Source organism: Acinetobacter sp. CS-2 (genome assembly GCF_016599715.1).
Lineage (GTDB): Bacteria > Pseudomonadota > Gammaproteobacteria > Pseudomonadales > Moraxellaceae > Acinetobacter.
The window spans coordinates 1,777,864-1,798,010 of record NZ_CP067019.1; the positions used below are offsets into that span (position 1 = coordinate 1,777,864).

General features: G+C 41.4%; 19 protein-coding genes. 14 read left to right on the plus strand and 5 right to left on the minus strand.

Annotated elements, in window-relative coordinates; genetic code table 11:
• Nucleotides 1–180: 180 nt before the first annotated feature.
• Complete coding sequence (locus JFY49_RS08840; RefSeq protein ID WP_200222614.1) at nt 181–951, minus strand: 3-hydroxyacyl-CoA dehydrogenase; 771 nt, start codon at nt 949–951, stop codon at nt 181–183.
• A 156-nt stretch (nt 952–1,107) separates the two neighbouring features.
• Here JFY49_RS08840 and JFY49_RS08845 point away from each other — a divergent pair, with 156 nt between their 5' ends.
• The 4 genes from JFY49_RS08845 (at nt 1,108) to JFY49_RS08860 (ending at nt 5,019) form a co-directional block, all read left to right on the plus strand.
• Nucleotides 1,108–2,127 (plus strand): AraC family transcriptional regulator, encoded by a 1,020-nt coding sequence (locus JFY49_RS08845; RefSeq protein ID WP_200222615.1) that lies wholly within the window; start codon nt 1,108–1,110, stop codon nt 2,125–2,127.
• 213 nt (nt 2,128–2,340) lie between these two features.
• Nucleotides 2,341–2,694 (plus strand): hypothetical protein, encoded by a 354-nt coding sequence (locus tag JFY49_RS08850; RefSeq protein WP_200222616.1) that lies wholly within the window; start codon nt 2,341–2,343, stop codon nt 2,692–2,694.
• Nucleotides 2,695–3,220: 526 nt separating this feature from the next.
• Nucleotides 3,221–4,189, plus strand: coding sequence for an aliphatic sulfonate ABC transporter substrate-binding protein (locus tag JFY49_RS08855; protein WP_200222617.1), 969 nt, complete (start codon nt 3,221–3,223; stop codon nt 4,187–4,189).
• Entirely contained in the window at nt 4,189–5,019 is an 831-nt protein-coding gene (locus JFY49_RS08860; RefSeq protein ID WP_200222618.1) for an ABC transporter permease, read from the plus strand. Before JFY49_RS08855 ends, JFY49_RS08860 begins: the two co-directional genes overlap by 1 nt.
• Nucleotides 5,020–5,057: 38 nt before the next feature.
• On the opposite strand, the gene prmC is transcribed toward JFY49_RS08860, so the two are convergent.
• Both prmC and prfA read right to left on the minus strand, forming a co-directional pair.
• Nucleotides 5,058–5,876, minus strand: a complete 819-nt coding sequence (prmC, locus tag JFY49_RS08865; protein ID WP_200222619.1) for a peptide chain release factor N(5)-glutamine methyltransferase — start codon at nt 5,874–5,876, stop codon at nt 5,058–5,060.
• Complete coding sequence (gene prfA / locus JFY49_RS08870) at nt 5,876–6,964, minus strand: peptide chain release factor 1 (protein WP_200222620.1); 1,089 nt, start codon at nt 6,962–6,964, stop codon at nt 5,876–5,878. The genes prmC and prfA overlap by 1 nt, the downstream gene beginning before the upstream one ends.
• A 365-nt stretch (nt 6,965–7,329) precedes the next feature.
• Here prfA and JFY49_RS08875 point away from each other — a divergent pair, with 365 nt between their 5' ends.
• From JFY49_RS08875 to JFY49_RS08890, 4 genes are all read left to right on the plus strand, one after another.
• The gene (locus tag JFY49_RS08875) at nt 7,330–7,761 is read left to right on the plus strand and encodes a hypothetical protein (RefSeq protein ID WP_086197280.1); all 432 of its coding nucleotides are present in this window, start codon (nt 7,330–7,332) and stop codon (nt 7,759–7,761) included.
• A 194-nt stretch (nt 7,762–7,955) separates the two neighbouring features.
• Nucleotides 7,956–8,471: a glycine zipper domain-containing protein gene (locus tag JFY49_RS08880; RefSeq protein WP_200222621.1), complete on the plus strand. Its 516-nt coding sequence runs from the start codon at nt 7,956–7,958 to the stop codon at nt 8,469–8,471.
• 158 nt (nt 8,472–8,629) lie between these two features.
• Complete coding sequence (locus JFY49_RS08885) at nt 8,630–9,631, plus strand: LLM class flavin-dependent oxidoreductase (RefSeq protein ID WP_200222622.1); 1,002 nt, start codon at nt 8,630–8,632, stop codon at nt 9,629–9,631.
• A gap of 509 nt (nt 9,632–10,140) precedes the next feature.
• Nucleotides 10,141–10,695: a flavoprotein gene (locus JFY49_RS08890; RefSeq protein WP_180174574.1), complete on the plus strand. Its 555-nt coding sequence runs from the start codon at nt 10,141–10,143 to the stop codon at nt 10,693–10,695.
• A gap of 43 nt (nt 10,696–10,738) precedes the next feature.
• Here the strand turns inward: JFY49_RS08890 and JFY49_RS08895 are convergent, their stop codons facing one another.
• Together JFY49_RS08895 and JFY49_RS08900 are read right to left on the minus strand one after the other, a co-directional pair.
• A complete protein-coding gene (locus JFY49_RS08895; RefSeq protein ID WP_180174573.1) occupies nt 10,739–11,509 on the minus strand; it encodes a hypothetical protein in 771 nt (256 codons plus the stop codon).
• A 66-nt stretch (nt 11,510–11,575) separates the two neighbouring features.
• Complete coding sequence (locus tag JFY49_RS08900) at nt 11,576–12,412, minus strand: pyruvate, water dikinase regulatory protein (RefSeq protein ID WP_086197275.1); 837 nt, start codon at nt 12,410–12,412, stop codon at nt 11,576–11,578.
• A gap of 153 nt (nt 12,413–12,565) precedes the next feature.
• Here JFY49_RS08900 and ppsA point away from each other — a divergent pair, with 153 nt between their 5' ends.
• From ppsA to JFY49_RS08930, 6 genes are all read left to right on the plus strand, one after another.
• The gene (ppsA, locus tag JFY49_RS08905; protein ID WP_180174572.1) at nt 12,566–14,944 is read left to right on the plus strand and encodes a phosphoenolpyruvate synthase; all 2,379 of its coding nucleotides are present in this window, start codon (nt 12,566–12,568) and stop codon (nt 14,942–14,944) included.
• Nucleotides 14,945–15,044: 100 nt separating this feature from the next.
• Nucleotides 15,045–15,815: an RDD family protein gene (locus tag JFY49_RS08910; RefSeq protein WP_131274772.1), complete on the plus strand. Its 771-nt coding sequence runs from the start codon at nt 15,045–15,047 to the stop codon at nt 15,813–15,815.
• A 318-nt stretch (nt 15,816–16,133) separates the two neighbouring features.
• Nucleotides 16,134–17,204 carry a ubiquinol oxidase subunit II gene (cyoA, locus tag JFY49_RS08915; RefSeq protein ID WP_086197272.1) on the plus strand — a complete coding sequence of 357 codons (1,071 nt, stop codon included), beginning with the start codon at nt 16,134–16,136 and terminating at the stop codon, nt 17,202–17,204.
• Nucleotides 17,205–17,207: 3 nt separating this feature from the next.
• Nucleotides 17,208–19,196: a cytochrome o ubiquinol oxidase subunit I gene (gene cyoB, locus JFY49_RS08920; protein WP_200222623.1), complete on the plus strand. Its 1,989-nt coding sequence runs from the start codon at nt 17,208–17,210 to the stop codon at nt 19,194–19,196.
• Nucleotides 19,197–19,200: 4 nt separating this feature from the next.
• On the plus strand, nt 19,201–19,821 hold the full coding sequence (cyoC, locus tag JFY49_RS08925; RefSeq protein ID WP_086197270.1) for a cytochrome o ubiquinol oxidase subunit III: 621 nt from the start codon (nt 19,201–19,203) through the stop codon (nt 19,819–19,821).
• Complete coding sequence (locus JFY49_RS08930; RefSeq protein ID WP_086197269.1) at nt 19,821–20,147, plus strand: cytochrome o ubiquinol oxidase subunit IV; 327 nt, start codon at nt 19,821–19,823, stop codon at nt 20,145–20,147. The genes cyoC and JFY49_RS08930 overlap by 1 nt, the downstream gene beginning before the upstream one ends.

Sequence of the window (20,147 nt, forward strand, 5' to 3'; positions counted from 1 at the left end):
TCAAACTTTTTAAAAATGACTGTATCTGGAGTACATGACGGCGACATGGATGTCGCCTGTAAAACTGAGATACAAGGAGGTATCTTCAGTTTCCCGAAAGAAAAGTAGGTCGAACCGAAGGTTAAACAGAGTTTTATACATATTGAAAAGACTCCGTCATGCCGCCGCCATTATCAATAATTATTTAGGCTGCATACGAATCGCGCCATCCAGACGAATCACTTCGCCATTTAAATAGGTATTTTCAAAAATATGCCCAACCAGATGTGCAAACTCTTCCGGTTTAGCCAAACGTGGTGGAAACGGCACCATTTGCCCCAAAGCCTCCTGCACATTCTGCGGCATGGCTTTCAGCATTGGTGTTTCCATAATGCCTGGTGCAATCGTCATCACCCGAATCGCCTCACGCGCCAGTTCACGCGCCAGAGGTAAAGTCATGGACACCACAGCACCTTTAGAAGCAGCATAAGCCGCTTGCCCAAGTTGTCCTTCAAATGCAGCCACTGAAGCAGTATTGACAATCACACCACGCTCTTCTTCACCTGGCTGCAATGGATACTTCGCCATCAAACTTGCCGCAAAACGGATCATGTTAAAAGTACCACTGACATTGATATTCAATACTTTCTGGAACAGACCCAGATCATGAATGCCATCACGACCCAACACTTTGGCAGACGGTGCAATCCCGGCACAGTTCACCAAACCATTTAACTGACCATACTGCTGTTCAATATTTTCAAAGAAAACTTTGACTGCATGCTCATCGGTCACATCCAGTTTGAGAAAAACTGCATGCTCACCCAAGCGCTGCTGCATTTCCTGACCCAGCTCCTGGTTCATATCCACCATAATCACCTGAGCGCCCTGACCCACCAGATAAGTGGCTGTGGCTGCACCCAAACCCGATGCACCGCCTGTCACGACAAATACTTTTCCTTGAATTTTCATTTTTTGTTCCTGTTAATTATTTGAATAAACACTCGACTTAAGATGCAGAGTAAAGGCAGTTCAGCTAGAGTACAATTTCCAAACCTTGCATCTTTTATGATGGATTTGGACAATCCAGGTCACGGTAGTAAAAATACGGAATACGGATATCTGTACATGAATGAACAAAACTTAAATTACAGTAAAGGCACGATCTCGATCAGTCTGGTGCATGAAGCACTTTTATCTGCCCAGCATCAGAGATTGAACACTCAAAATATCTTGCTCAAATCCGGTATTCCTGTTGAGCTGCTGCATTCCAGTAAGGCTCGCGTTTCAGTTTCACAATATGCCCAGCTCTGGACCGAACTGGCAGATGTCATGAATGACGAGTTTTTTGGGATGGACAGCCACCCAATGCGGCGCGGCAGTTTTAAACTGTTATCACAATCGGTCATGCATGCCGAAACTCTGGGAAAAGCCCTACAGCAAATTTTGCAGTTTTTAAATCTGGTACTGGATGATTTTATCAGTCAATTATCTGTGCAGGAAAACTATGCCTATATTGTGATTTATGAACAGAAACACACCAAAAGAATGTTCAGCTATGCCACCTATTTAATGCTGATTCATGCTTTGATGTGCTGGTTAAGTGGACAACGGGTCTTACTGAACCAGATTCAGCTCAAATGTGATGCCCCACTGGATGATCAGGACTATAAAGTCCGTTTTTGTGAAAATATTCAATACAATAGCGATGAAAACTATATCCAGTTCGATGCCAATTATTTAAATATTCAGATCAAACAGGACAAACAGTCATGGCATCAGTTTATTAGACAGACACCGCATAACCTGCTGGTGCGCTTTAAAAATCCACATGCCATTAGTTCTCAAATCCGTAAACATTTAATGAATGTTCCACCTGCGGAATGGTTAGAACTGAATGCAATTGCCCAGCGCTTAAATATTTCGGATGCCACCATGCAAAGACGTTTAAAAAGCGAAGGGGTCAGCTATCAACAACTTAAAAATGATATCCGGCGTGATACCGCCATTGAATTTCTGACCAAAACAGAGAAAACTTTGCAACAAATTAGTGATGAACTCAGCTTTCACGATCCGAGTGCATTCCATCGTGCTTTCAAAAAATGGACCGGCGTCAGTCCCGGGGCTTATCGGCAAAATAAGGAGTAATAAATTCAATATAAGCCATAAGAATATAGATGCTTTTCTAAAAATTTAATAAATCTTTGCTTTTCATTAACTTAAAAAATGATGCATTTTTCGTCGGAATTTATTTGCAAAAAGTGAAAAAATAGGTTGATTTTCAACCAATTTAAAGGCATATCTTTATGTCACCCCTGCTGTAATCTCCCTGTTAAATCACCTTATATTAAAGGTTCTGACATGCTTAAAATGATTGATGTACTAGAGCAAAGCTTGGTGCAAAATTTTACTCATTCTCTCCATTCTCACACCAGTCAATTTGATGAGTTATTCAATCAAGGTATTTTAAATACTGCTGATTCTGCACTTCAAAATGTGGTGGTCAATTTCTTCAATCGTGCAGATGCCATTGAATCAGCTCAGGCACTGGATATCAGTGCTGATCGTATTCAAGCTTTACAAACTGGCGCAGCTTTAAAAGATGAGCAATATCTTGCAGATACTGCAAAAATTGTGGCGCTTTGTTTAGCGCTTGAAACCGATGCGCTTGCACACTTGGACATATCTGATGGTTTACAAGATTTTCTAATATAAATCTAAAACCTATTAAAAAAAGCGACCCCAGCGAGTCGCTTTTTTTAAATCAATTTAATTTGTTTGATTTTATATCACGCCCCAATAGTAGATCTGACCACGTATTCTTTCTACTTACCTCTCTTATGCTACACCAGACAGATCTGAATTACTCATCAAATCCTGTTAGCAGGTTGCATTACCATTTAAAAACATAGTTTTGACTATTTTCTTTAAGTCATCGTTTTCAGCAATCGCTAAATGCAACCATTAATGTAATTACATAGCAATGACATTAAAATTACAAAATCTCATTTTTTTTAATTGTTTCATATTTTACTTTTATTCATACTGATGTAACTTTTTGATATAAAGTGCAAAATATTTAAACAAATAAAATAAATTCATTAAAATTCAAAAACTTATTTCAAAAAATTTAATATATCCAGAATTAAGATAATTTTATAAAAATTACTCTTTTGTCTTATCCCTTGAGTTACTGGCAGTATTTGCCGCATCTCATTCAAATCATTCTATCGGGACTTATATGCAAAATTCTGGTTTCAAAACGAAAATACTCACAGCGATCACATTCGGCTTGGTCAGTCAATATAGCATGGCAGCCCTACCTGATACGCTAAAGCTGGATTATGCCTATTATGCTCCGACCAGTTTGGTGGTGAAGGAACAAAAACTTTTGGAAAAAGCTTTACCTAAAACCCAGATTAAATGGGTGTTTAGTCAAGGGAGTAACCGTTCACTCGAATATTTAAATAGTGGCAGTGTAGATTTTTCCTCAACCGCCGGTTTGGCAGCCGTACTCAGCCGTGCCAATGGCAGTCCGATTAAAACAGTTTACATCCAGAGTCAGCCTGAATGGACCGCCTTATTGGTTGCAAAAAATTCTCCCATTAAAAGCATCAAAGACTTAAAAGGTAAAAAAATTGCCGCCACCAAAGGTACAGACCCGTTCCTATTTACCTTACAGGCACTGGAAACAGCAGGCTTGAATAAAAAGGATGTTCAGCTTGTACACTTGCAACATCCAGATGGTAAAACGGCACTGGAACGTGGACAAGTCGATGCCTGGGCCGGTCTAGATCCGCTAATGGCCTCTGCACAAGTCCAGTCAGGTGCAAAACTGCTGTATCGAAATGTCGGTTTTAATAGTTACAGTGTATTAAGTACCAGGGAGCAATTTGCCAGCCAAAGCCCGGAAGCCATCGAAGCGGTGATTAAAGCTTATGAACAGGCACGTAAATGGGCCAAAGCCAATCCAGCAAAACTGGCCGAATTGCTGGCACGTGAATCGAAATTGCCTATTGCTGTGGCCAAACTGCAACTCAGCCGTACTAATTTTGAGCAAAACATCCCGACTGTAAAACATCTCAATGCATTGAAAAAATCAGGAACCATTTTGACCGAAGAGGATTTAGTTCGTAAAGGAACTAATGTCAATCAGGTGATTGATCAACTGTTTGATGCGAAATATGCAAACAAGGTTGTAAATAAATAATGAGTTCGTCTGTAACAACGAATAAGGCACCGGTTCAACCTAAAGTGGATAGCATCCCAGCGCCTGGCTTGCTTAAATTATTAAGCAAGCTGAAGGGGCTGGTCATCCCTGTTCTTGCGTTGATCCTGTGTGAATTTTTGGTTAGAAACGGTTTTATAGCACCCTACCTGCTCCCCGCACCCAGCAGTTTATGGCAATCGTTATTAGAACTGTCTACAGGTGATTTGTGGCTACATATCTGGACCAGTACCTGGCGGGTATTTCTAGGCTTCTTTATTGGTAGCGGACTTGCGCTGGTTTTCGCCATCTTGGTCGGTTTAAACAAGCAAGCTGAAGAATTTTTAGAACCTTCTTTTTCAGCGATTAAGTCGATTCCAAGTCTGGCATGGATTCCCCTGTTACTGCTGTGGTTAGGCATCGATGAAGCATCCAAAATCACCCTGATTGCCATCGGCGCATTTTTCCCGACCTATACCAATACCGTTGCCGCGATTCAGGGCGTAGACCGCAAGCTGATTGAAGTGGCGCAAGTCTACCGTCTGAAATACGTGCAACAGATCAAGGAAATTGTACTTCCGGCAGCATCCCCGGGTATTTTAACCGGTTTACGCAACAGCCTGAGCTTGTCCTGGATGTTTATGATCGCGGCTGAACTGATCGCGGCCACTCAAGGGATTGGTTATTTGCTTAGTGATGGACGGGAAACCTCTCGACCTGACATTGTCATTATTGCGATTATCTTATTGGCCATTTTAGGCAAAATGACGGATAGCTTAATGAAAATTGCTGAAAACTGGCTGTTACGCTGGCGGGATGTAGTCAAAAAATAAAGCGCATGATGCGCTTTATTTTTATCTTATTTTAACTATTAATGTGGCCATTGCCCCAAAGTGACACGGTCATTACCACCATAATCTTTTACCGTACGCACTTGCTTATAACCGGCTTGAGTAAAGATATGCCGTACAGCATCCCCCTGATCATAACCATGTTCCAACACCACCCAGCCATTGACGGTTAAATGCTTTTTGCCCTGCTGGATAATTTGCTCAAGGTCAGCAAGTCCATGTTTGTCTGCCACCAAAGCCCGCTCTGGTTCAGTCGCCAAATCCTGCATATGGATATCATCTGCATCGATATACGGCGGATTGGAAACAATGACATCAAAGAATTCACGGCCCAGAGGTTTAAACCAGGAACCACAAACAAAACGCACATGCTCAAGATCATGCTTTTCAGCATTAAACTGAGCAACTTCTAGAGTCGGTGCATAAATATCGGTTGCCGTAATAGACCAATCCGGACGTTCACTGGCAAGAGATAAGGCAATGGCTCCGGTTCCGGTGCCTAAATCGACAATTCGGGCATCTTCAGGCAAATCAAGTTTCAGTACCGTTTCCACCAGTACTTCTGTATCTGGACGTGGCACCAAGGTGTCTTTAGTGACTTTTAAATCCAGTGTCCAAAAAGGCTGTGACCCTGTGACATAAGCCAGAGGCTCACCTGCTGCAATACGTGCCAGCCCATTACGATATGCCTGTTCTTGCTCTGCTGTTAATTCCAGAGTTTTTTTCAATGGCAAATCAAAAGCATCAATTTTGGTAATGTGCTCAAGTAACCACGCATTTTCCTGGCGTTCATAGCTTTCTGCATCACCACGTAAGGCCAAAGCCTGTGCAATATTCATTAACCACCATTCTGCTGTGCAAGAAGTGCCAACTGATCTGCCTGATATTCACGATGCAAACTATCCAGCAATTCCGTCAAGTCACCTTCCATCACGGCATCCAGCTTATATAAAGTCAGGTTGATACGATGATCAGTCATACGACCTTGCGGATAGTTATAAGTACGGATACGTTCCGAACGGTCACCTGAACCGACCAGGTCACGGCGCATTTCCGAAGTTGCCGCATCTGCCGCCGCACGTTTGGCATTTTCCAGACGTGAAACCAAAAGTGCCATGGCTTTAGCTTTGTTCTTATGTTGTGAACGTTCATCCTGACATTCAACCACCGTACCGGTTGGAATGTGAGTAATACGGACTGCCGAATCGGTTTTGTTAATGTGCTGACCACCTGCACCCGATGCACGATAAGTATCAATACGCAAATCTGCCGGGTTAATCTCTACCGAAGTATCGACATCCACTTCAGGCAAAATTGCTACTGTGCATGCTGAAGTATGCACACGGCCTTGAGATTCAGTTGCAGGAACACGTTGTACGCGGTGTGCACCACTTTCAAATTTTAAGCGACCGTAAACACCTTCACCATTAATCAGGCAGATGACTTCTTTATAACCGCCATGCTCGCCTTCATTTTCAGACAGGATTTCTATGCGCCAACCTTGATTTTCCGCATATTTGCTATACATGCGGAATAAATCGCCCGAGAAAATCGCAGCTTCATCGCCGCCGGTTCCGGCACGAATTTCTAAATAAGCCGAGTTGGCATCGTTTGGATCTTTCGGAATCATCAGAATATTTAAGCCTGCTTCCAGTTGTTCCAGCAGCGCCTTATTGTCTTTTATTTCTTCCTGAGCCATTTCCTTAAAGTCAGGATCGCTCAACATGGCTTCAGCAGTTTGTATATCTTCTTCTGCCTGACGGAATTTAGTCCAGACTTCAGTAATTTCAGATAAATCACTATGCTCACGAGACAATTGGCGGAAGCGTTTATTATCTGAAATCACTTCAACGTCGGCAAGTAATGCGTTTAATTCTTCATGACGGTCAGAAAGTTGATCTAATCGTAAACGTAACGATTCTTTCATTTTGCTAAATATCTCAATACAAAGGCTATCCCCATGCCTTATAGGACATAGATCAGCGCAAAAAAATTGTGCCTAGTGTAACGATTCTAAGGGTTAAATGACATAGATATTGTGGGGACAAAACCACATGTAGAAAGGGATTTTTTTAAGATAAGAACTGTATTGATACCAGTTTTATTCATATTTGCCTTATAAACGTGCATTTTATGAGCACTTTTAAATATTGTTAATATAACTTTACAAAGCAGACACTAAACGCCACAACTCTAGTTGAACCTCTCCACATTGTTGGAAAAAATTTTTGTTACATTTGCCGACATCGAAATAACTTACCTACAACGTTCATTTTGGACATGGAGTTAACTATGAAACTGAATGCATTATTACTCAGCGCAACAATGGCGGCTGCATCAATGTTTACTGTTACTGCTCATGCAGACAACTCTACTCGTATTGCGGCAACATCCGCATTAGGTAGCGTAGCAGGTACTGCAATTGGTAAACAGATGGGTGGTAATACCGGTGCAATGATTGGCTCTGCTATCGGTGGTGCTGGTGGTGCTGCAGTTTCTGCAGATCGACGTAATCGTACTGGTGCTGCTATCGGTGGTGGTCTAGGCGGTGTTGGTGGTTATGCCGTAGGTAAAAATGTCGGTGGTTCTACTGGTGGCTATATCGGCTCTGCACTAGGTGCTGCAGGTGGTTCGGTACTGGGTAAAAAAGTTTCAGAAGACCGTCGTGCGGATCAACGCAAATACAAAAAACATTCTAAAAGATATTATCGTAGCCATCGTTAATAGATGATGCTAGGACAGAACAAAAAAGCACCTGAAGGTGCTTTTCTGATTTTTTATCATAATGATCCGTTATTAATTATGGATAAATCTGAAAGATAAAAATACAAATGATAAACAACTCACCCATGATCATTTCTACATCTTTCATTACATTTAACTCAAGAGATAACAAAAGCTTCCAAAAGGAGTTTGCCATGAAATTTAATTCCATCATTCTTGCTGCTGTAGTGACTTCATCCGCTTTAACCATGACTACAGCCAATGCAGGCAATACAACAAATACAGCCTTAACTTCTGCTCTGGGCGGTGTTGTAGGTGCCGCCGTGGGTAAACAGATGGGTGGTACCACAGGCGCAATGATTGGTTCAGCGATTGGTGCTGGAGCCGGTGCCGGTGTTGCTTCCAACAAACGTGACCGTACTGGTGCCGTGATCGGTAGTGCTCTGGGCGGTGCTGGTGGCTATACCGTAGGTAAAAATATGGGTGGTACTAATGGCGGTTATATCGGTGCCGGATTAGGTGCTGCTGGTGGTTCGGTACTGGGTAAAAAAGTAAGCGAAGACAGTCGCTACGATGACCGTGATGACCGTCGCTATGATCGTGATGAGCGTCGTGATGATCGCTATGATCGCCGTTATAACAGTTATCGTTACAGTGACCGCCACGACAATGGTCGTCATTTAGGTTGGTACAAAAACGGTAAACGTTAATTCATCGCAATATCAAATTAGCTTAAAGCACCTTCGGGTGCTTTTTTATGCTTGCTACAAGCCAAATCACAGGCATCGCCAATATATCGAAAAAAAACGATATACAAGTTCAAGTGGGCAGCGTATGCTTTTCTTAGCCCTGATATTAGAGAAAACCAATGCGTTCTTTAAGAGATACCCAATTTTCAATTCTGGACCTAGTTCCTGTTCGTGAAAATAAAAGCATTCAATCTTCATTACATCATGCACTTGCTTTGGCTCAACATGCCGAAAAATTAGGTTATAAACGCTTATGGCTCGCTGAGCATCACAATATGTCCGGCATCGCCAGTTCAGCAACTGCTGTTCTCTTAGGCTATTTATTGGCAAATACTCGAACTTTAAAAGTCGGCTCAGGCGGCATCATGCTACCGAACCATGCCCCTTTAATAGTTGCAGAGCAATTTGGTACTTTGGCAACACTCTATCCAAACCGTATTGAACTTGGTCTTGGTCGTGCACCGGGTACGGATCAAAATACAATGCATGCACTGCGTCGTGGCCGTCAGGAAACTGAAGATCAATTCCCACAAGATGTACTGGAAATTCTGCAATACTTTAAAGATCCACTACCACAGCAACGTATTGTGGCAACTCCAGGTCAAAGCACCCATGTTCCGGTCTGGTTACTCGGTTCAAGTTTGTTTAGCGCACAACTGGCCGCAAAGTTGGGTCTACCCTATTCATTTGCCTCCCATTTTGCACCGCGAATGCTCGATCAGGCGATCAAGCTATATAGAGAGAACTTTGAACCCTCTGAATACCTGGATCGGCCTTATGTTTCAATGGGTGTTCCAACGGTAATCGCTCAGACAGATGAAGAAGCGCAATATTTAGCAACATCACCCTATCAGCGTATTATTTCAATGTTCCGTAATCAACGTGGCAAGTTGAAACCGCCAATCAAAAATATTGATGAAATCTGGTCACCTGCAGAAAAAATGTCGGTTGACAGTTTCTATGCCATGGCACAAATTGGCTCACCTGAAACGGTTAAAGCTGGTTTAGAAAACCTGTTAGAAAAATATAATGTCGATGAATTTATCTTTACCTGTGATATCTATGACACAGATAAACGTCTTGAAAACTTTGAATTATTGATGAATATCAAAAACGCTTAATTCTTTTAAAATCGTAAATAGCACCTGCTTGAGGTGCTATTTTTTTATCACAACTGCTCATTCAGTTGATCATCTGATCTATTTTTACCAAAAGACTGGACAACATTTACGAACTTGTATGTTCGAGGCATCGCTCTATAAAGAATAATCCATTTTAAGGATACAACCTGACCAGAAACCACATCAACTAAATTATAAATATCAAGTATTTAAATAAATTATTTCAACAAATAAGCACACTAGACAATTAACAAAAATGCTCATCTCACTTTAAGTACTTAAGCAAATTAGATTGTCCGGCTTTTTCATACACTTGTCATTAAACCATGATTTTAGAGGTGTACATAATAGCTTCAACAGACCTAAAAATGGTTTCTATTCCTACCGATGCCATGATGGCGATGACTGACAAGATTCCAGAAAAATCTTTACCCAAAGTTTCATCTTGGATATACCTATGAAGTACAGAACAAAATGCAACAAAAGTAAAAATAAAAAAGGATATAAAAATGGTCAACAAGAAAAAGAATCCGTTGGATGGATTCTTTCAAAATGCACCCGATTTTTTCCAGAAATTCCAGGGGAAAATCGTCGCTTCTGAAGATATTAACAACTTCGATTTCACTAATTTAAATGTGGCTATTGTTGGGGGCAACCAGATGACAGTTATGCATCTGGAACACATCTGCAATACCGCAAAATTTGTACAAGTATTTCAAATTACACCACTTTTTATCTTACCTCAAACTGAAAAAGGCATTCACAAACTACTTTCGCATCCTTTGATTATCAAGAATCGTCGTTTATTTAATACCCGCATCAAATCATTACTGGCTATTCGCTATCTGGATTCCCAAGTTCAAGATACCTGGTTAAAACGCCAGCTAATGCCCAATTCGGCATCTGGAAACAAGGTTTTTCTCAAATCGGATCATTATTACACTGCACTGCAACAGGATAACTGTAAGCTGATTACCTGGCCTGTGGTAAAAATTACTGAAAATGCAGTACAAAGCATGGAAGGTGTTGAACATTTAGTAGATGTCATTATTACTACCTATTGATGTTTCAACATAAAAAGAGACATATCAGCCACTCTTATGCATTTTATTTTACTATGCCAATATATTGATAATAATGTTTAGCCTTTTGATAACGCAAATAATTAGAAGTTAATTCACCTGATGGCTTAATGACTAAAATATCGATGTTTTTAAGATTTTTGGAAACACGAATATAGTGCCGATTCATATCAAAAGGCTGGATATTTTCTGGATAATAATGACAATCATAACTGACATCAATATGGTTCAGTACTTTCGTTCCGATTTTAAATACCTCGACAGCTTGATATTTCGAATTTCTAATTTGCGCTGCCTGAATAGCATAGGTCCCTACACAACTGCTGCCAATATAGGTACTTGAAATAAAATAAGTGGGTGCTTTATTCAGCTCAGTTTGCTGAATGGATCGTATAAATCCTCCATCATTCACCGCCTGAGTAACAACTTTATTGCCCTGTTTAAATTGCACATAAGATTCGAATTCCCGCATCGTACCGCCAGCTGAAATATCAAATGTATAAAATTTCAGCTTTTGATCAGGGCTATAATGTATAGAAATCATGTTTTTGCTGGCTAGATTTTTAAAATTATAGTGGAAACTTTGTGGATGACTCTGAATAAAATCGACTACTTTTACAGCCACCTCCTGATTAACACCCTCACTCTCATAAATGTCTGCTAAACGCCTTTGATCATATTGTTTGATCATTTGGGTTTCAAAATCAGCCACAGATTGTGCAAAAACATGCGCATTTATCAGACTAAACCAAGCAAAACCAAGAGTTATTTTATTTATTTTTAATACTTTATTCATATAATTACGCTCTATATTTTCGATTATAGAAATGGAGTTAAATCTGAATTTAACTCCATTTTTAAATTAGCCAATACGACGTTTTAAACCTGTCATCTGTAAAACACGGGTTGAAATTTCCTCAATCGACATTTCAGAAACATTCAGATATTTAATGCCTTCTGAAATATAAATGCCTTCTACGGCACGCAGTTCCATTTGGCATTGATTAAAACTTGCATAACGGCTATTGGCTTTACGTTCGCTACGAATCGCTACAAGTCGTTCAGCATCAATCATTAAGCCAAATAGCTTATGCTTGTGTGCTTTTAACACCGCAGGTAAACGGTTGTCATCCAGGTCTTCTTCAGTCAGCGGATAGTTCGCCACACGAATTCCAAACTGTAATGAAAGATAAATTGAAGTCGGTGTTTTACCGGAACGGGAAACCCCAATCAGGATCAGATCAGCCTTGTCATAATGACGTGTGCGTGCGCCATCATCGTTATCTAGGGCAAAATGCACTGCATCAATACGTGCTTTATATGACTCAGAATCGGTTACAGCATGGGTTTGTCCGACTAAAGTTGTAGGCGCAGTACCTAAAACCTCAGACAATTTACCAATAAGACCTTCAAAAACATCAAGATTTACTGCGTTTGCGGTATTGATAATATCACGCACATACGGGTCTACCAAGGTATCAAACACCAAAGGTTGTTGCCCATCTTGATCGGCACGCTGGTTGATTTCAGCTACCACATTCATCGCAGCTTCTTCTGAAGAAATATAAGGAATAATATGAATGTCAAAATCTACATGAGGAAACTGTGCTAACAGTGAGTGTCCCAGGGTTTCAGCAGTAATTGCAGTCCCATCGGAGATAAAAAACACACTGCGCTTAATCTGTTTACCTTCTGACATTAAAATTCTCCTTAAATATTTGTCTAAGTGCTGTAAAATCTTTATAGTAAACCGATCTTACATGAGTGTCGCCGAGTAAATCAAAAAGCTGGGCGATTTGTTATAATTTCATGCCAAGATAGTGATTAATACTGCATAAGTGGAGTAACAACTTTGGAAGCGCGCGTAATTGGTCTAGAAAAATTAGGGAAACACGACGTTGAACTCGTTGGTGGGAAAAACTCATCACTGGGTGAAATGATCAGCCATTTGTCTAATGCTGGTGTATCAGTACCGGGTGGTTTTGCAACCACAGCTGCTGCGTATCGTGAATTTCTCGAGCAAAGTGGCCTAAACGCTAAAATCAACGCCGAGCTTGCAGCGCTTAATGTTGATGACGTAAAAGCTCTAGCAGAAACTGGCGCAAAAATCCGTCAATGGATTGTCGAAACTCCGCTTACAGCAGAACTTGAAAAGGAAATTCGCGAATCTTTCGCTGCTCTTTCAAACGGCAACCCTGACATCGCGGTTGCCGTTCGTTCATCTGCAACAGCAGAAGACTTGCCAGATGCATCATTTGCAGGACAACAAGAAACCTTCCTGAACATCCGTGGCATCGACAACGTTCTTGTAGCCATTAAGGAAGTATTTGCTTCACTTTATAACGATCGCGCAATTTCTTACCGTGTACACCAAAACTTTGCTCACGACATCGTAGCGTTGTCGGCTGGCGTGCAACGTATGGTCCGCTCTGAAACTGGTGCTGCTGGTGTAATGTTCACACTGGATACAGAATCTGGTTTCCGTGATGCAGTATTTATTACCGCTTCTTATGGCTTGGGTGAAATGGTCGTTCAAGGTGCAGTTAACCCTGACGAATTCTATATTTCTAAACCACTTCTTAAAAATGGCAAGCATTCTATCCTGCGTCGCAACCTGGGCTCTAAACACCAAAAAATGATTTATGGTGAAGAAGGTGCAGCAGGTAAATCAGTCGTTGTCGTCGACGTTGAAAAACAAGAGCGTCAACAATTTGCCTTAAATGATCATGAGCTGCAAGAACTTGCAAAACAAGCCTTGATCATTGAAGAACATTACGGTGCCCCAATGGACATCGAATGGGCCAAAGATGGTGATGACGGTCAGCTTTATATCGTTCAGGCACGTCCAGAAACCGTAAAAAGCCGTGAAAATGTCGGCACAATGGAACGCTACCTGCTTAAACAAAAAGGTACTGTGGTTTGTGAAGGCCGTTCAATTGGTCAACGTATCGGTTCTGGTAAAGTCCGCATCGTCACTTCGATTAAAGAGATGGATAAAGTACAAGACGGTGACGTACTCGTATCTGACATGACTGACCCGGATTGGGAACCAGTGATGAAACGTGCTGCTGCTATTGTCACCAACCGTGGTGGCCGTACTTGTCACGCTGCCATCATTGCACGTGAACTTGGTGTTCCAGCGATTGTAGGTTGTGGTAATGCAACTGAAGTTCTGACCGATGGTCAAGAAGTAACTGTTTCTTGTGCCGAAGGTGATACAGGCTTTATCTATGAAGGTGCTTTAGATTTCGAAGTTCAGCGTAACTCTATCGAATCTATGCCTGCGCTTCCATTTAAAGTCATGATGAACGTGGGTAACCCTGACCGTGCATTTGACTTTGCTCAAATTCCAAACGCAGGTATTGGTCTGGCACGTCTTGAATTCATCATTAACCGGATGATTGGTGTGCATCCTAAAGCATTGCTCAACATTGACAGCCTTCCACGCGAAACTCGCGCTGCTGTAATGGCACGTACTGCAGGTTACGCTTCTCCTATCGAATTCTATGTAGAAAAATTGGTTGAAGGTATTTCTACCCTTGCTGCTGCATTCGCTGACAAACCAGTGATCGTGCGTATGTCTGACTTTAAGTCAAACGAATATGCAAACTTGATCGGTGGTAAGCTATACGAACCAGAAGAAGAAAACCCAATGCTTGGTTTCCGTGGTGCAAGCCGCTACGTTTCTGACAACTTCCGTGACTGTTTCGAACTTGAATGCCGTGCGTTGAAAAAAGTTCGTGACGAAATGGGCTTAACCAATGTACAGATCATGATTCCATTCGTACGTACCGTTGCTGAAGCAAAACGTGTGATTGAATTGTTGGCATTGAACGGTCTTAAACGTGGTGAAAATGGTCTTAAAGTGATCATGATGTGCGAATTGCCAACGAATGCATTGTTGGCTGAACAATTCCTTGAACACTTCGATGGTTTCTCTATTGGTTCTAACGACTTGACTCAGTTAACTCTTGGTCTAGACCGTGACTCTGGTATTGTTTCTCACTTGTTTGATGAACGCGACCCAGCGGTTAAAGCCCTTCTTTCTATGGCTATCCATGCATGTCGTAAAGCAGGAAAATATGTAGGTATTTGTGGTCAAGGTCCTTCTGATCACCCTGACCTGGCTAAATGGTTGATGGAACAAGGTATTGAGTCTGTTTCTTTAAACCCGGACTCAGTTTTAGACACTTGGTTCTTCCTTGCAGAAGAAAAAGCTCAACAAGCCTAATAAAACATGTTAAAAAAGACCCACATTTGGGTCTTTTTTTTCATCTATAATTTAAGGGTTTGCTATACAAACCTAATTTACGTTTTGAGATTTAATATTTATGCAAATTTACTTGGCTCGTAATAATCAACAAGCTGGTCCATACACCTTAGAGCAGTTGAACCAAATGCTCGCTAGCCAACAAGTGCTGCTAACAGATTTGGCATGGCATCAAGGTATGACCGAATGGAAGGCTTTAGGTGAATTAACCCAAGGTAAACTTGTATATACACCTGAAGGCTATATCGCACCTGCAGCTTTTCCAGAACCCAGCCCTGTACAGAATTCAGCTATTCGTAAAGTTCAGGTGGAAAAAAAAGCAACTGCTCGACAGGAGTTGGCTGCAATTCCAACCCGTATTTTGGCAAAAATCATTGACTTGCTACTCTGGCTACCGGCAGCTGCAATTCCGTCATTTTTCCTAAAACCAGAGCAATTTAACCAGTTATCCGAGATTCAGCAAAAAATGCAATCGGCCGAGACTTCCACTCAAGCCATGCAATTGCAACAGGAATTATTTACCCTTATACCTTCTGAAGCCTGGCAGACCATGTTTATTTACCTCATTATTATGCTAGGTATACAGGCATTTATGTTGGCAAAATCCGGACAAAGCATCGGTAAAAAACTGACCAAAATTAAAATTGTAGATGCCGACAATGGTGAAAAAGTCAGCCTGATGCGTGCTTTCACTTTACGTAGCTTTATTTTTATCGTTTTAAATTTGCTATTTATGCCATTTATTACAATTATTGATCATGTTTTTGCACTGGGTGAAAAGCGCCAGACCTTACATGATAAGTTAGCCAAAACCAAAGTGGTTAAACAATAAGCATATAATTAGACAGGGATTGTTTTTATATCCCTGTTTTTCCGCAGAATATTGATATTAAAATAAAATTCATATAATAAAAGCTTAATTCCGAGTAAAAAAATCAGTTTTTATAACAGATATTTAAAGCCACTTTACATATAGCTTAGTTTGTCGATATCAGGCATAATGCCCTACAACGTAGCGGTGCCTCATGATTGGGAAGGCTTTACTGTGCTTGGATTTTCTAAGTGAAAAATAAACATTTCCAATCATGCGACACTTTAATCGCTATCCCATATTAAATTAGGGAATGGGACTCTTCACCGAGGTTGTAAAATGAGACAAACAATTTTAGCTGTATTGTCTTTATCTGCGATGGCTGCACTCTTGACTGGGTGTGGTGGTGATTTAGTACTTCTGAACTCCAAAGGTCCAGTTGCTGAAGGTCAATCAAACCTCATGTTGACTGCGATTTACTTAATGCTATTGGTGGTTATTCCATCAGCGATTATGGCATTATGGTTCGGATGGAAATATCGCGCGTCGAATAAAGATGCAGACTATAAACCTACATGGGCACACTCTACTGCAATTGAAATTGTAGTCTGGGGTGTTCCTGTTATTATTATTGGTATTTTAGCTTGGTTAACTTGGTGGGGTTCCCACAAGTATGACCCATACCGTCCGCTAGAATCAGATAAAGCACCTTTAAATGTTCAGGTTATTGCTGAACAGTTTAAATGGATTTTTATCTATCCAGAACAAAACATTGCGACTGTTAACGAAATTCGTTTCCCAGAAAAAACTCCGGTTAGCCTGCGTTTAACTTCTAACTTCACAATGAACTCGTTCTTCATCCCTGCATTGTCTGGTCAGATTTATGCTATGGCGGGTATGCAAACTCACCTGAACTTCTTGGCAAATGAAACCAGTCCTGCTGAAGGCTTCCGCGGTTTCTCTTCTAACTATTCAGGTTATGGTTTCTCGCAAATGCGTTTCCGTGCACACTCTGTGACTGATGCTCAGTTTGCTGAATGGGTTGCTGCAGTTAAAGCGGGTAATGGTAATACCATTAATCCTCAAGCTGTTCAAAAAACAGTTTTAGATCAAGCTGAATTTGCAACCTTACGTGACGGTAACCGCTCTAAGCACCAAATCGAAGCAATCGTTGCGAAAGCGCAAACTCCTGAAGAGAAGGCTGCTGCTGAAGCGTTGAAGCCTTATCCGACTAAGCCACACCCAGTGACTTATTATTCTTCAGTAGAACCTAAACTGTTCGAATCTGTGATTAACAAATACATGAGTAATTACCACGGTGCTGATCACTCAGCCGCTGCTGGTCATGAAGCTGCTGCTTCTGAAGCTCATGCAAATGTTGAACATGCGACTGCTTCTGTAGAGGAATAAGACATGAGCTTCTTAGGTAAGTTAGGTCCGGATGCAATCCCTCACGATCCAATCGTGCTGGTGACAGTTGCCATGATGGTCCTAGGCGGTCTTGCACTGTTTGCAGGTATCACCTATTTCAAAAAATGGGGCTATTTGTGGAACGAATGGTTCACATCTGTAGACCATAAAAAAATTGGTATCATGTATATCATCGTGTCGATTGTCATGCTTCTGCGTGGTTTTGCCGATGCGATCATGATGCGTCTTCAACAGTTCCTTGCAAAAGGTGGTGGTGAAGGTTACTTGCACCCAGAACATTACGATCAGATCTTTACTGCGCATGGCGTAATCATGATCTTCTTCGTAGCGATGGGTCTTGTGGTTGGTTTGATGAACATTTCTGTACCACTTCAAATCGGTGCACGTGATGTTGCCTTCCCGCTATTAAACTCTTTAAGCTTCTGGCTATTCGCTGGCGCTGCCGGTCTGGTAATGGCTTCTCTTGCTTTAGGTGAATTCGCTGCAACAGGTTGGATGGCTTATCCTCCTCTATCAGGTATCGAATATTCTCCTGGCGTAGGTGTAGACTACTACATTTGGGCACTGCAGATTTCAGGCTTGGGTACACTTTTAACTGGTGTTAACTTCTTCGTTACCATCATTAAAATGCGCGCGCCTGGCATGACCCTTATGGATATGCCTATTTTTACCTGGACATCTTTAGTTACTGTTGTACTTATCATTGCGACATTCCCAGTATTAACTGCGACTATTGCAATGTTGTCACTTGACCGTTACTTTGACTTCCACTTCTTTACAAATGACTTGGGTGGTAGCCCAATGTTATATGTAAACTTGATCTGGACTTGGGGTCACCCGGAAGTATATATCCTGGTATTACCAGCTTTTGGTATTTACTCGGAAGTTACTGCTGTATTCTGCCGCAAAGCTTTGTTCGGTTACAAATCAATGGTGTACGCTACCGTAGCAATTGGTGTTTTATCACTTGTTGTTTGGGTTCACCACTTCTTTACCATGGGTGCAGGTGCCAACGTTAACGCGTTCTTCGGTATCATGACCATGATTATTGCAATCCCGACTGGTGTGAAAATCTTCTCTTGGTTATTCACCATGTATAAGGGCCGCATTACCTATACAACACCAATGCTTTGGACACTTGGCTTCCTTGTGACTTTCGGTATCGGTGGTTTAACAGGCGTATTAATGGCAGTTCCACCAGCGGACTTCCTAGTACACAACTCTTTATTCCTGATCGCTCACTTCCATAACGTAATTATTGGTGGTGTAGTGTTTGCGATGTTCGCAGGTATCATCTTCTACTGGCCAAAAATGTTTGGCTGGCAGTTAAATGAAGCTTGGGGTAAAGCAGCATTCTGGTTCTGGTTCATCGGTTTCTATTTTGCATTCATGCCACTTTATATCCTTGGTTTCATGGGTATGACTCGTCGTTTGAATACATTTGACAACCCTGAATGGGATCCATATGTAAATATTGCTTTGTTTGGTGCAGTTCTTATTGCACTGGGTATTGCATGTTTCGTTATGCAAATCGTGGTGGGTTTCTTGCAACGCGAGAAAAACATGGACGTTACTGGCGACATTTGGGATGGCCGTACGCTTGAATGGTCTACTTCTTCTCCAGCGCCGTTCTATAACTTTGCCTATCTTCCAAAGATCAACGGTATTGATACTTTCTGGACTGACAAAGAAAACGGTATTGCATACACTAAACCAACCAAGTATGAAGACATTCATATGCCAACCAACCGTGCGGCTGGTTTTGTTATCGCGATGTTCATTACTGTTATGGGCTTTGCTTTAATCTGGCACATCTGGTGGTTAGTAGCGATTACATTCGTTTCTGCGATCATTAGCTTCATCGTGTCTTCTTTCACCAAGAAAGTGGATTACTATGTTCCAGCTGCTGAAGTTGAACGCATCGAAAACGAACGTTATGCACAACTTGAAAAACACTTGAAGAAGGACTAAGACTATGGCTGAAGTACTTCATCACGATAACCACGGACATGATGAACATCATCATCACGATGATACTGACATCACGGTCTTTGGTTTCTGGTCTTACTTGATGAGTGACTTGATCCTATTCGGTACACTCTTCATCGCGTTTGCTGTATTAAGCAGTCACGTTCCAGTTGGTACTCCAAGTGCACGAGATCTTTTTGGTGAATCTCTCAGTTTCGTATTAACTGAAACTTTCGCCCTCTTGATTTCGTCTGTAACGTTCGGCTTTGCTGTTCTTGCTGCCTACAAGAAAGACGTATCTAAAGTTCTGACTTGGCTTGCAATTACTTGGGTATTTGGTGCTTCGTTCATCGGCATGGAATTATATGAGTTCAATCATTTAGTTCATGCAGGTCATGGCCCTAGCACAAGTGCATTCTTATCTTCGTTCTTTACGCTGGTAGGTACACACGGTATTCACGTAACTTCTGGTTTGGTATGGATGATCGTGTTAATGGTTCAAATCAAGAAATATGGTTTGACTCTTCCAAACACTCGTCGTCTTGCATGCTTAAGCTTGTTCTGGCACTTCCTTGACATCGTTTGGATCTGTGTGTTCAGCGTAGTTTACTTGATGGGAGTTCTCTAATGAGTCACGATCACAATTCAGCTGGTGCAGCACACGGTAACGTTAAACAATATACAGTTGGCTTTATCCTATCTATCATCCTGACCATCATTCCTTTCGGAATGGTGATGGCTGGTGGTTTTGGCCGCGGTATCTTGATTACCGTGATTGCAATTACTGCAGTTGCTCAGATTCTTGTACAGTTAATTTATTTCCTGCACATGAACTCGTCTTCAGAGCAACGCTGGAACGTTATTGCATTCGTTTATACGATTCTGACCATTGCCATCCTTTTGGTTGGTTCTGTATGGATCATGAACTACCTTCACTACAACATGATGATCTAA